Below are 13,748 nucleotides of genomic sequence, written 5' to 3' on the forward strand. Positions count from 1 at the left end.
CTCATAACTCCCCAATAAAACTAATGATGTCTGTATGTAAATTATTTTTTAATATATCTTGAAAGTAAGAATGGCCCACTAACACTGCCACAATATCTGCTTGTTTTAAAGCTATATCGAGTGAAACCAATTTTCCATCTCCTAGTATAGGAGGGAGCATCGATATATTAGGTTCTACTAAAAGAACATCCATATTCTTATTATTTAATATTTTAAGAGCAATGTGCACTGCTGGACTCTCACGTAGATCATCAATATTGGGCTTAAAGGCTAAACCTAGCAACGCTACAACTGGTGTCTCAACACCTTGTTCTTTTAGCTTATCTACTTCAGCAATGATTTTCTCGATTACCCATTTAGGCTTATTATCATTTATCTCACGTGCAGCACGAATAATCTTAGCTTCGTCTGGGTTTTGATTAACGATAAACCAAGGGTCCACAGCGATACAATGACCCCCGACTCCAGCACCAGGCTGTAGAATGTTCACCCGTGGATGATGATTGGCCAGCTCAATCAGTTCCCATACGTTAATATCTAATTTATCAGATATGATAGAGAGCTCGTTAGCAAAAGCAATACTCACATCACGAGAGGCGTTTTCAGTGAGCTTTGCCATTTCAGCAGTGCGAGAGTTGGTTGCGAGCAAATCACCTTCTACGAATATACGATACACTTCTTGGGCTTTTTCCGTCGATTCTTTGGTCATTCCACCAATAATACGATCATTTGAAATCAGCTCTTCTACTACCTTACCTGGCAGTACACGCTCGGGGCAATAAGCAACAAAGATATCGGCTTCATTTTCAGGCTCATGATACTTAGGAAAAGTAAGATCAGGGCGCTCTTCAGCGAGCCATTCGACCATTTTCTCAGTGGCACCCACTGGTGAGGTTGACTCTAGAATTACCACGTCACCTTTTTCTAACAGAGGGGCTAATGCTTTACTAACAGCATGAATATAGGATAAATCAGGTTCGTGATCATCGCCTTTGAAAGGCGTCGGTACTGCGATGAGATAAGCATCTGAGTGTACTGGTGTAAGGCTAGCTTTAAGCTTACCATTATCTACCGCTTGTTTGACAATCGCTTCTAGACCTGGCTCTACGATATGAATCTTGCCTTGATTAATCGTTTCAACCGCATGCGGATTAACATCGACACCAATAACATTGGCACCATGATGTGCGAACATCGCGGCTGTCGGTAAACCAATATATCCTAGACCAAACACACAAATATTTTTCATCTTTCTCTCACTTAATTTATTCATAGTCGATTCAATTTTCTAAGCTTCTTTATGTCCAAAAAAATTAACAATCGTCTTTGCTATACGTTGTGAAGCCTGCCCATCACCGTACGGATTATGTGCCTCACTCATCTTTAAGTATAAAGCCTCATTTTCAATGAGATTACTAACTTCAGCCACAATAGTAGCGTGATGAGTACCAACTAATTTAACGGTTCCTGCTTCAACTGCCTCTTGACGCTCAGTTGTTTCACGCATCACTAGAACTGGAATACCGAGCGACGGAGCTTCTTCTTGAATACCACCAGAGTCAGTTAAGATAATATGACTGGTACTCATCAAATAGACGAATGGTAGGTAGTCCTGCGGTTGAATTAACCTAACATTATCAAGACCACGTAATAAACGTCCAACTGGTTCTTTCACATTGGGGTTCAAATGTACAGGATAAACAAACTCATAATCTGGGTATTTTTGAGCAAGCTCCTGAATTGCTTGGCAGATCGACTCAAAACCATCACCAAAATTTTCTCGGCGATGCCCGGTAATCAATACACGACGCTTGGTAAAGTCTAATTCTGAGAACTGTTGCTGTAATTCAAATCTCAGCATCTCATTAGTTTCTAGTTTATTTTTAACATCTAATAGTGCGTCAACGACTGTATTCCCAGTGACATAAATGAAGTCAGGATTATTATGTTCATCATATAGATGCTGAGCAGCCGTTTTGGTGGGTGCAAAATGTAGTTTAGTAATAATGCTGGTTAGTTGTCTATTAGCTTCTTCTGGCCATGGAGAGTAAATATTGTAGGTACGTAATCCAGACTCTACATGACCAATAGGAATCTGTTGATAAAAAGCAGCCTGCGCTCCGCATAAGGTAGTTGAGGTATCACCGTGAACCAATACTAAATCTGGCTGACACTCTTCAAGAATAGGTTCAAGAGCAAGTAGCATTCTTGAACTGGCTTGAGTCAAACTTTGACCAGACTTCATAATATCTAAGTCATAATCAGGTGTGATCTCAAATAACGACAATACCTGATCAAGCATTTCACGATGCTGTGCTGTCACACAAACTAATGATTGAATATTAGGGTTAGCTTCTAAGGCTTTGACCACTGGTGCCATTTTAATGGCTTCAGGACGTGTGCCAAAAATGCTTAGTACTTTTATCATAAAGTTCTCTTATTAATTACAATATATTTTCGATATAAATTATTTTATATAATACCCATTAGGATTCATGCTTTGCCACCGCCATGTATCTTGGCACATGTCAGTGATAGATAGTTTTGCCTCCCAGCCTAATAGCTCCTTTGCCTTATCAGCACTTGCATAGCAACTAGCAATGTCACCTGCGCGGCGGTCTGCAAATTGATAAGGAATTGGTTGTCCAGAAACGTTAGAAAATGCCGTTACTAACTCTAATACAGAAGTACCTTTACCAGTGCCTAAATTAATCGGTAAAAATCCTACTGGTGCCACTTGTCGCTCTAAATAATTTAACGCAGCGACATGACCTGTTGCCAAGTCAGTGACATGGATAAAATCACGCACACCAGTACCATCAATAGTTGGATAGTCATTACCAAAAATATTAAGTTTGACAAGCTTACCAACAGCTACTTGAGAGATATAAGGCATCAAATTATTCGGTATATCATTTGGATCTTCGCCAATCTGACCTGATGGATGCGCCCCTACTGGATTAAAGTATCTCAGAGGAATCAGGTTCCAACTGTCATCGGATACGGCAAGGTCTTCTAATATGTGCTCGACGGCAAGTTTGCTCTGACCATAGGGATTGGTAGAAGAGCGCTTTGAGTTCTCATCGATAGGTAGAGTTTCGGGATCACCATAAACAGTCGCAGAGGAAGAAAAAACGAGGTTTTTGACATCATACTCTGCCATCACCTGTAGTAAGGTAATGGTACCACTGACGTTGTTATTGTAGTACAGCAATGGCTTGGCAACAGATTCACCAACTGCTTTTAGTCCAGCGAAGTGAATCACGCCGAAGAAACGATGGAACGAAAATACTTGTTTAAGTGACTCAGCATCGCGAATATCGCCTTCGATAAAATCAATAGGTTGACCAATGAGAGCCGAGATGCAATTGATTGCTTCACGACTACTATTAGATAAGTTGTCGTAAACTACAATATCATACCCAGCTTCATGCAGTGCGATACAGGTGTGTGTGCCAATATAACCCGCACCGCCCGTAACTAGTATCTTATTTTTCATAAATTTATTTTCGAGACAAAAAAAGACACCCCATTGTAGGGGTGTCTTCTCGATATTTCAATGCAGTTTTGGTAGTTAAACTGTAGACTTATGCCTATCTTACCAACCAGTAACTTCTTTCAATTTCTCGCCAAGCTTAGATGGGTCACGCGTATACGCGATACCAGCATCTTCAAACGCTTTAAATTTCTCTTCAGCAGTACCTTGACCACCAGAGATAATCGCGCCTGCATGACCCATACGCTTGCCTTCTGGAGCGGTAACACCAGCGATATAACCAACCACTGGCTTAGTCACATGGTCTTTGATATAAGCAGCGGCTTCTTCTTCAGCAGTACCACCGATCTCACCGATTAGAATGATCGCTTCAGTTTGTGGATCTTCTTGGAACAGTTTCAATGCGTCAATTTGGTTCATACCAGGGATAGGGTCACCACCGATACCGATACAAGTTGATTGACCAAAACCAAGCTTGGTGGTCTGAGCAACGGCTTCATAAGTCAATGTACCAGAGCGTGAGATGATACCCACTTTACCTGGCAAATGGATATGACCTGGCATGATGCCAATTTTGCACTGACCTGGCGTGATAACACCTGGGCAGTTAGGACCAACCATGCGTACGCCTTCAGCTTCTTCGATATAACGTTTTGCTTTTAGCATGTCTAAAGTAGGCACGCCTTCAGTAATAACGATAATCAATTTAACACCAGCATCTACCGCTTCAACGATAGAATCTAGTACAAATGGTGCTGGTACATAGATAACAGAAGCGTCAGCTTGGGTGGCTTCCATAGCTTCTGCCATCGTGTTGAATACTGGTAGGCCTAAATGCGTTTGACCGCCTTTACCTGGGGTTACACCGCCGACGACTTTAGTACCGTATTCGATCGCTTGCTCAGAGTGGAACGTACCATTTTTACCAGTAAAACCTTGTACCAATACTTTGGTATCTTTATCGATTAATACACTCATTATTTATTCCTTGTATTCGGTTGTCTTGCAATAGCCACTTGATGATGTGTTATCCATTAAATGTTAATGATAAATTTATACCAACAAGCTGCTATTACGCGTTGACTACTATGCTTAAGCACGTATATTTAGAGGACTATGCCTCAAATATATTAAGCTTTAACAGCATCGACAATTTTTTGAGCCGCATCTGATAGGCCTTGGGCAGAAATCAATTTCAGACCAGACTCTTCTAGGATTTGCGCGCCTTTTTCAGCGTTGTTACCCTCTAGACGGACAACAACAGGTACTTTTACGTCAACTTCTTTGATAGCAGCGATAATCGCTTCTGCAATCATGTCACAACGTACGATACCACCGAAGATGTTGATTAAAACACCTTCAACGCTGCTGTCTTCAAGAATAATCTTGAATGCTTCAACAACGCGATCTTTAGTCGCGCCGCCGCCAACGTCCAAGAAGTTAGCAGGCTTGCCGCCGTACAATTTGATGATATCCATGGTCGCCATAGCAAGACCAGCACCGTTAACCATACAACCGATATTGCCTTCTAGAGCAACATAGTTTAGGTCAAACTCAGCCGCTTTAAGCTCACGCTCATTTTCTTGTGACTTGTCTTGTAGTGCTGCAATTTTAGGCAGACGATACAGTGCGTTTGAATCGATACCAATTTTGCCATCAACACAAACGATTTCGCCATTTTCACGAACGGCTAATGGGTTGATTTCTAACAAGGCAAAATCGTTATCGATAAATGCTTGATACGCGCCTGTCATCAATTTAACGAATTGATTGATTTGCTTGCCTTCTAAACCTAGTTTGAATGCCACATCACGTGCTTGGAAAGGCATCAAACCAACTAAAGGATCAACGTTTACTTTAAAGATTTTTTCTGGTGTCTCATTTGCGACTTCTTCGATATCAACGCCGCCTTCAGTTGATGCCATGAACGTTACGCGACGCGTAGAACGATCAACGACTGCACCAAGATATAGCTCAGTTTGTACTGGATACATATCTTCTGCAACCAATACGAAGTTAACTGGTTGGCCATCAGCGTCAGTTTGGAAAGTAACCAAATTGGTACCGATTAGCTCTTCAGCAACTTGCTTGGCTTCTTCACGAGTTTTAACCAGCTTTACGCCACCCGCTTTACCGCGACCACCAGCATGTACTTGCGCTTTAATAACCGCAATGTCTGTTGGCGTTTTATCGAAAGCAGCAGCAGCTTCGTCGCCGTTATAGGCAATAATGCCTTCTTGAATCGGCAAACCATAGCTTTTTAATAGCTCTTTTGCTTGATACTCATGTAAATTCATTGATTGTATCCTTTATTTTTTACAATTAATAAAAAGTGAAAACAAGTGCGCGTATATACATATTAGACAAGCATATGGCGCACTCATGACCGTGGTGGAAGCCATAACAACCCCACCGCGATCAGGTTATAAGTTGGTACTGATCAAAATAACGACTTATTTCTTACGCTTTTTACGCTGAATGGCGTGAATAGCACGGCCATCAGCAGACAGAGCAGCTTCATGCACGGCTTCTGAAATGGTTGGATGAGCAAAAGTCATCAATTGCAAATCTTCGATACTAGAGACAAATTCCATCGCGATCATACCTTGATGGACGATATCACCAGCACCAGCAGAGATAGCATGCATACCTAATAGGCGATCTGTTTTAGCATCAGCCACGACTTTGATAGAGCCTTCCGCTTCGCTTTGAGCCAATGCACGACCGTTCGCTGCTAGGTTGAATGAACCTGTTTTAACTTCGTAGCCAGCGGCTTCAGCTTCTTGCTCAGTCAAACCAACCCATGCGATTTCTGGATGGGTATAGATGACGTTAATAATCGTGTCGTAATTAACTTGGGCTTTTTCGCCATGAATGCGCTCAACGGCCATCATGCCTTCTTCCATCGCTTTATGTGCAAGCATTGGACCACGAACCAAATCACCGATGGCATAAACACCATCAAGATTGGTTTTACATTGATCGTTGACGTCGATAAGACCACGTTCAGTCAATTGAATGCCACTGTCATCGCCAAGTAATTTTTCAGAATAAGCACGGCGACCAACACAAACGATCAGTTTGTCGAAGCTTTCTTCAGATGACTCGCCTTTGGTTTCGCTCGTGACAACAACTTGATCGCCTTTGACTTCAGCATTGGTTACTTTGGTATCAACGCGGATATCAAGACCTTGCTTCTTCAGCATTTTGCCCGCTTCTTTTGCGATATCTTTGTCAGCAGCTGCTAAGAAACTTGGCAACGCTTCATAAACAACCACTTCAGCGCCTAGACGACGCCATACTGAACCAAGCTCAAGACCGATAACACCAGCACCAATCACGCCTAAACGTTTAGGTACAGCAGTGAAATCAAGGGCGCCAGTAGAGTCAACGATGCGATCGCCATCAGTTTTAGCAACTGGGATATCGATCGGCACAGAACCTGCCGCAAGAATCACGTTTTTAGCAGTGATGGTCGTTTCTGCTTCATCTGCAAGGGCGGTAAATTTAATTTGCTTATCAGCGCCTTTACCATCAACCAGCGTACCCCAGCCTTGTAGCCAGTCAACGCCATTACCTTTCAATAGTGCAGCAACGCCGCCCGTCAATTGCTTAACAATGCCTTCTTTACGAGCAATCATTTGCTCGATATCGATAGCGACATCACCAGTGCTGATACCATGCTCAGCAAGGTCATGCTTAGTCGCTTCGTAACGATGCGAGCTATCAAGTAGTGCTTTTGATGGGATGCAACCAACGTTTAAGCAAGTGCCGCCAAGTGCTGGCTCACCTTTATAGACACGCTTTTCGATACAAGCAACGCTCATACCTAACTGACCTGCACGGATAGCGGCTTCATAACCACCAGGACCGCCGCCGATGACGACTAAATCATAATTGTCTTTCATAGTACGTTCCTATTTCTAATTATCGTTCTAATTGTAAATATCGTTTAAACTGAGGATTGTCTCGTTAATAAATAAGCGATTTTTTTAGTCCATATGTTTCGTTTCTACTCTATGGTAAATACACCATATCAGCGAAGCATTCTTATTTATTAATAAACAACGAGCACCACTGTTTAAACTAAAGTTAAAAAGCTTGTATCAGCGGTTGCCAATACAAGCTTAAAAGCTTACAGGTCTAGTAGCAACATGGCTGGATCTTCAACCAATTCTTTGATGGTTACTAAGAATTGTACCGCTTCTTTACCATCAATCATACGATGGTCATAAGACAATGCAAGATACATCATCGGTAGAATTTCAACTTTACCATCAACAGCCATAGGACGGTCATTGATCGCATGCATACCTAGGATAGCTGTTTGTGGTGGGTTCAAAATAGGTGTAGACATTAATGAGCCAAATACACCGCCATTTGAGATAGTGAACGTACCACCAGTCATGTCATCTAGACCAAGTTTACCTTTTTGAGCCAAGCCACCAAGCTCACGGATACGGCTTTCGACGTCCGCCATGCTCATGCGATCAGTATCACGTAGTACTGGAACAACCAAACCACGATCAGATGATACAGCAACACCGATATCGTAGAAACCATGATAAACAATGTCATCACCGTCTAGTGAAGCGTTTACTGCTGGGAAGCGTTTAAGTGCTTCGGTTGCCGCTTTCACGAACAATGACATAAAGCCTAAACGTACGCCATGACGTTTTTCGAACTGGTCTTTATATTTAGCGCGCATGTCCATTAATGGCTTCATGTTCACTTCGTTAAACGTCGTTAGCATCGCCGTTTCTTGTGAAGCTGCTAGCAGACGATTGGCGACTGTCTTACGTAGACGTGTCATTGGAACACGTTTCTCAGTACGCTCACCCATTGATTCAGCCACTGGACGGCCGCTATCAGATTTGATGCTGCTGTCTGCTTTCAATGTTGGGTTAGCCATATCGGTTTTGGTCACACGACCGCCGCGACCACTACCTTCAACTTCTTTAGGATCAACGCCAGACTCTTTCGCTGCTTTACGCACCGCTGGGCTTTGATCTTTATGGTCCGCTTCGTCTTTTTTATCTGTTGCTTGGACAGGCTCGCCACCATCTGCTGCTTGCTTAGCTTGTACTGGCGCTGCTGGTTGATCTGGATCTACCGCAGGAGCATTATCTGCACTGGCGCTTGCACCAGCTTCGAATTGACCAATGATCTCGTCAGACAACACGGTATCATCAACCTGCTTAACGATTTTGGTCATAACGCCATTATCAGGCGCCACAACTTCTAATACGACTTTATCAGTTTCGATTTCAGCCAATAGGTCATCACGATTGACTTGCTGACCTTCAGTGACATGCCACTCAACGATAGTACCGTCGGCAACTGATTCTGGAAAAACGGGGGCTTTGATATCAGCCATCGATATACTCCTTAGATTGGGATATTCATATTTGTTATTAAGTCGTGATAGGCAGTCAGTGCCATCTTGCATAGCGATCTTAGATAATACTATCTAGATTTTATTACAACATACTGACTGTTATCGCCTGATTCATTTATCTTCAATAATCTGTTACTTAGCCAACTCATCGACACTGATACCAAGACCACCAGCGATCAACGCTTGCTGCTGTTGAGCATGCAGTTTCGGTGACCCTGTAGCAGGTGCTGCACTCGCAGGACGCGCCACTGGCTCCATGACTTTCGCCTTGGTTGGGTGTGGTACGACGATACGGAACATATGCGGTGCTAAATAATACCAAGCGCCTTGGTTCAGCGGCTCTTCTTGTGTCCAGACGATCTCAGCCAAGTTGCTGTATTTTTCAATCTCAGCCATCAAACGCTGCTCTGGTAATGGGTAGAGCTGCTCAATACGAACAATAGCGACATGATCTAGACCTAATGCGCGGCGCTGCTCAAGTAAGTCGTAATAAACTTTACCACCACAAAGCACCATACGAGTGACTTTGTCTGCATTTTGGTTGTCCATCTCTGGCAGTACCGTTTCAAACTTACCATTCGCTAGCTCTTCAAGATTTGACGTGGCTAGCTTATGACGTAGTAAACTCTTCGGTGACATGACAATCAATGGCTTACGAATTGGGCGAACCGCTTGACGACGTAGCGCATGATAGATCTGTGCAGGTGTCGTTGGCGTTATTACTTGCATATTGTCTTCAGCACATAGCTGTAAGAAACGCTCAAGACGAGCAGATGAATGCTCAGGACCTTGACCTTCAAAACCATGTGGTAATAACATAGTTAGACCACAAACGCGCTGCCATTTCGTCTCACCACTTGAGATAAACTGGTCAATCACCACCTGCGCGCCGTTGACGAAGTCACCAAACTGCGCTTCCCAAACGATCAAGGCGTTTGGTACTGTCGTTGCATAACCATATTCAAATGCTAATACCGCTTCTTCTGATAACAATGAGTTATAAGTGGCAAAGCGGGCTTGAGTGTCACTCATATGAGCCAATGGCACATACATACTGCCATCATTGATATTATAGATTTCGCTATGACGATGTGAGAAAGTACCACGACCAACGTCTTCACCAGTAATACGTACCAATACTTTATCGTTATCGACTAGTGATGCGTATGCCAACGTTTCAGCTGCACCCCAGTTTAATGGCTCTTCGCCTGTCTGCATGGCCAAGCGCTGCTCAACCACTTTTTGGACTTGGCGTTGTAACTTATAGCCTTCTGGCATTTCCGCCATACGACGTCCATACCCTTTTAGAATCTCGATGTCGACACTGGTATCCCAATCATCCACCAAATCGTGACCTAAATAAGGTTTCCAATCGACAAACAATTCTTCGTTAGGCTCATTAACCAATGAGTTTGCAACATAGTCACCACGGTCTAAAGACTCACGATAGTCATCTTCATACTGCTTTTCTTCTTCAGCATTCAAAATACCGTCTTCGATGAGTTTTTGTGCATAAATCGTACGAGTCGTTGGTAGCTTCTTGATAACTGCATACATGAGTGGCTGAGTCGCTGACGGCTCATCGGCTTCATTATGACCATTACGGCGATAGCAGAACAGATCGATAATGATGTCTTTATCAAACTCGTGACGGTAATCTAATGCTAACTGCGCGGCAAATACGACCGACTCAGGATCATCACCGTTCACATGTAGGATAGGTGCATGTACCATTTTTGCAACATCAGTACAGTACTCAGTCGAACGCACGTCTTCTTGACGGCTGGTCGTGAAACCGACTTGGTTATTGATCACAATATGTACAGTACCACCAGTGGTATAAGCACGGGTTTGTGACATCTGGAACGTTTCTTGAACCACGCCTTGACCAGCAAACGCAGCATCACCATGAATAACGATTGGCAATACTGAATTACCACCTTTATTATCCAGTAGCGGCTGATCGTTGCGGCGCACCTGACGGGCACGTACAGAGCCTTGCAATACCGGTGCGACAATCTCAAGATGTGATGGGTTAAATGCTAAAGCCAAATGCGCTTCACCGCCTGGCGTCATCACGTTTGATGAAAAACCATTATGGTATTTAACGTCACCTGAGCCTTTTTCTGGCTGTACTTTACCATCAAACTCGTCAAACAAGTCCGCAGGGTTTTTACCTAAGATATTGACCAGTAGGTTTAGGCGTCCACGGTGAGCCATACCAATGACCATCTCTTTAGTGCCGTAACCGCCTGCACGTTGAATGATTTCATTGATAGCAGGGATAAAGCTTTCGCCACCCTCTAGTCCGAAACGCTTAACACCCGTATATTTACGTGCTAAGTATTTTTCGAGACCTTCAGCTGCTGTTAGGCGCTCAAGAATAGATAAGCGCTTTTCTTTATCAAACTTGATGTAACCTAAGTTGGTTTCTAGATACTTTTCCATCCAGCGTTTTTCAGTACTGGTGGTAACGTGCATGTATTCAGTACCAATGTAACGGCAGTAAACACGTTCCATAATTTCGATGATTTCACGTAAAGGCGCTTCGTCTTTACCGATGTTCAAATCATTGGTAGGAAATACGGTATCCAGATCTGCTTCTGAAAGATTATGATAAGCAAGGGTCAAATCTTCCACTTCTGCACGTGGATGTAGATTTAACGGATCAAGCTTGGCGCGGCGATGACCACGGCGACGGTAAGCTGAAATTAGCTGCTGTACACCCATTTGTTTAGGGTTGGCACAGTCAGCTAAGCCTGCATCTGCATCAGGCGCTTGAGTGCTGGCTTTGTTGGCAGTTTGGTTGCGAGCAAGCAACAAAAACTGTTCCTTAATAGCGTTATGCTGTGCATCGTTTGGCGATTTGTATTGTTCAAAATACGTTTGCCAATCGGTATCAACGCTATCAGGGTCGTTTAGGTACTGCTCATAAAGAGCTTCTATATAGCTGGCGTTGTCAGCAGCCAGTTCTGTATGTCCTAGGCTTGCGGCTTCTTTAGTTATACTATTCATAATAATCGTCTATTTGATAGATAAATGAATGGAATCGTGCTTATTATTGTGTAATCTGTTGTATGTGAGACATCTAAATACTTAATGCTATAAAAACTCAATCGTATTCTGTTCAATACTGCTCTATGAACCACACTTATTACTATAAAAGAAAAGTACGCTTGTCTGTGCTTTTGCTTATGACAGACAGTGATGCTAAATAGTGATAATAAGTGCCATTACAATAGCTATATTAAAAATATAATTATTTGTGAACGTCCAGTTTTGTTATCTGACTCGTCTCACAACATTAATTTATATATACTGAAGTTAGTTATAACCAATTCATCAAAGATAAACGATCGATGAATTATTGACGCCTTCAGCTGGCCTATCATTTGGCTATTCTCGCTGGAACGTCTGGTTATTTCCAAGCTATCATTGCTTTTATGGCAAACATGCGTTGCTGTATAGAGTAGCATGACAGCGTTTCGCGCCATAGTTTGTTTGTTCAATACTAACTATTTAGGTAATGAATATCTACTATCATTTTGGATGTATTATTCCAGTCTATTACTTGTTTTGAATACTTATTTATCAGTAAGTTAACCATTAACGACTGATAGTGGTTCGTCAAAACGACTAATTATTAAAATAATGCGCTATTCTAACATTTAACGTGGTGAATATCTCTGGCTGAATACTTTTTTCTAACACCAATTATATAGATTGCTGACGTATATATCATGCCTTCTTACATACAACCAACGTATTGATAGCCCAGCCTTACCTTTAACCATGTCGAATAATCGTCTCTATAAGCCCTATCTGGCACTGAAAGACAACCAAAGAATCTCAGATATATTGTTCATAAAAAACACCACCTAATGATTAGGTGGTGTTTTTCGTACGCTATCTGCAAAAAAACCAGACAATTATAAACGATTAACCTGCTTGGTCAATGAGCATATTACGTAAATGACCAATTGCTTTGGTTGGGTTTAAGCCTTTTGGACAAACTGATACACAATTCATGATACCGCGGCAACGGAATAGGCTAAATGGATCATCTAAACGCGCCAAACGTGCTTGCGTATCACCATCACGGCTATCAGCTACGAAGCGATAAGCATGCAGTAATGCTGATGGACCTAAGAATTTATCAGGGTTCCACCAGAACGATGGACAGCTGGTTGAACAGCATGCGCATAGAATACATTCGTACAAACCGTTTAGCTTTTCGCGTTGCTCAGGTGACTGCAAACGCTCTGTCGGCGGTGCTGGCTGGTCATTGATCAAGTACGGATGTACTTTCTCATATTGCTCATAGAATTGGTTCATATCAACAACCAAATCGCGAACAACAGGTAGACCTGGTAATGGACGAACCGTGACTTTTTCTGGCAGAGTGTTCATGTTAATGAGACACGCTAGACCATTTTTGCCATTGATGTTCATGCCATCAGAGCCACAAATACCTTCACGGCAAGAGCGACGGAAGGTCAGTGTTTCATCTTCCTTTTTCAGGCGTAATAACACGTCAAGCAACATACGATCTGAGTCTAGCAACTCAATCGTATACGTTTGCATGCGCGGCGCTGCGTCCAGATCAGGATCGTAGCGATAGATTTCGATGGTGCGAGTACCTCGGCTCATAATGCTAAACTCCACACGTAGGTGATGGCGGGCATACAAAGGTTGCATCATATCAGCGCTATTGATTAGCCCATATTGACAGTAATTATCAAATATCAACTAATCATATTGTCACGCTGGCATGAGCATGTAGCTGGCGGTCACCTTTTAATAAATGAATAAAAAATAAAACGTTTACGCTGTTCGTATCGCTAAATTGCGCAG

General features: G+C 42.7%; 9 protein-coding genes. All 9 read right to left on the reverse strand.

What is annotated here, in order from left to right:
• Nucleotide 1: 1 nt before the first annotated feature.
• Nucleotides 2–1,249, reverse strand: a complete 1,248-nt coding sequence (wecC, locus tag ACI2JM_RS01400; protein WP_404641563.1) for a UDP-N-acetyl-D-mannosamine dehydrogenase — start codon at nt 1,247–1,249, stop codon at nt 2–4.
• A gap of 39 nt (nt 1,250–1,288) precedes the next feature.
• On the reverse strand, nt 1,289–2,428 hold the full coding sequence (wecB, locus tag ACI2JM_RS01405; protein WP_404641565.1) for a non-hydrolyzing UDP-N-acetylglucosamine 2-epimerase: 1,140 nt from the start codon (nt 2,426–2,428) through the stop codon (nt 1,289–1,291).
• A gap of 39 nt (nt 2,429–2,467) precedes the next feature.
• Entirely contained in the window at nt 2,468–3,499 is a 1,032-nt protein-coding gene (galE, locus tag ACI2JM_RS01410) for a UDP-glucose 4-epimerase GalE (RefSeq protein ID WP_404641567.1), read from the reverse strand.
• A 99-nt stretch (nt 3,500–3,598) separates the two neighbouring features.
• Nucleotides 3,599–4,474: a succinate--CoA ligase subunit alpha gene (sucD, locus tag ACI2JM_RS01415; protein WP_045455414.1), complete on the reverse strand. Its 876-nt coding sequence runs from the start codon at nt 4,472–4,474 to the stop codon at nt 3,599–3,601.
• Between the two features lie 152 nt (nt 4,475–4,626).
• Nucleotides 4,627–5,793 (reverse strand): ADP-forming succinate--CoA ligase subunit beta, encoded by a 1,167-nt coding sequence (gene sucC / locus ACI2JM_RS01420; protein ID WP_055123662.1) that lies wholly within the window; start codon nt 5,791–5,793, stop codon nt 4,627–4,629.
• 156 nt (nt 5,794–5,949) lie between these two features.
• Nucleotides 5,950–7,404 carry a dihydrolipoyl dehydrogenase gene (gene lpdA, locus ACI2JM_RS01425; RefSeq protein ID WP_404641569.1) on the reverse strand — a complete coding sequence of 485 codons (1,455 nt, stop codon included), beginning with the start codon at nt 7,402–7,404 and terminating at the stop codon, nt 5,950–5,952.
• A gap of 227 nt (nt 7,405–7,631) precedes the next feature.
• The gene (gene odhB, locus ACI2JM_RS01430; RefSeq protein ID WP_404641571.1) at nt 7,632–8,873 is read right to left on the reverse strand and encodes a 2-oxoglutarate dehydrogenase complex dihydrolipoyllysine-residue succinyltransferase; all 1,242 of its coding nucleotides are present in this window, start codon (nt 8,871–8,873) and stop codon (nt 7,632–7,634) included.
• Between the two features lie 153 nt (nt 8,874–9,026).
• Nucleotides 9,027–11,909 carry a 2-oxoglutarate dehydrogenase E1 component gene (locus ACI2JM_RS01435; protein WP_404641573.1) on the reverse strand — a complete coding sequence of 961 codons (2,883 nt, stop codon included), beginning with the start codon at nt 11,907–11,909 and terminating at the stop codon, nt 9,027–9,029.
• 924 nt (nt 11,910–12,833) lie between these two features.
• Nucleotides 12,834–13,544 carry a succinate dehydrogenase iron-sulfur subunit gene (locus ACI2JM_RS01440; protein WP_055123743.1) on the reverse strand — a complete coding sequence of 237 codons (711 nt, stop codon included), beginning with the start codon at nt 13,542–13,544 and terminating at the stop codon, nt 12,834–12,836.
• Between the last annotated feature and the right edge of the window lie 204 nt (nt 13,545–13,748).

It is taken from the genome of Psychrobacter sp. NPDC064578 (genome assembly GCF_044901245.1).
GTDB classification, from domain to species: Bacteria; Pseudomonadota; Gammaproteobacteria; order Pseudomonadales; family Moraxellaceae; genus Psychrobacter; species Psychrobacter cibarius_C.

Coding starts and splice junctions, on each gene's coding strand:
- sucD (WP_045455414.1), bottom strand. CDS start 4,474: ATGAGTGTATTAATCGATAAAGATACCAAAGTATTGGTACAAGGTTTT.
- galE (WP_404641567.1), bottom strand. CDS start 3,499: ATGAAAAATAAGATACTAGTTACGGGCGGTGCGGGTTATATTGGCACA.
- ACI2JM_RS01440 (WP_055123743.1), bottom strand. CDS start 13,544: ATGAGCCGAGGTACTCGCACCATCGAAATCTATCGCTACGATCCTGAT.
- odhB (WP_404641571.1), bottom strand. CDS start 8,873: ATGGCTGATATCAAAGCCCCCGTTTTTCCAGAATCAGTTGCCGACGGT.
- sucC (WP_055123662.1), bottom strand. CDS start 5,793: ATGAATTTACATGAGTATCAAGCAAAAGAGCTATTAAAAAGCTATGGT.
- lpdA (WP_404641569.1), bottom strand. CDS start 7,404: ATGAAAGACAATTATGATTTAGTCGTCATCGGCGGCGGTCCTGGTGGT.
- ACI2JM_RS01435 (WP_404641573.1), bottom strand. CDS start 11,909: ATGAATAGTATAACTAAAGAAGCCGCAAGCCTAGGACATACAGAACTG.
- wecC (WP_404641563.1), bottom strand. CDS start 1,249: ATGAAAAATATTTGTGTGTTTGGTCTAGGATATATTGGTTTACCGACA.
- wecB (WP_404641565.1), bottom strand. CDS start 2,428: ATGATAAAAGTACTAAGCATTTTTGGCACACGTCCTGAAGCCATTAAA.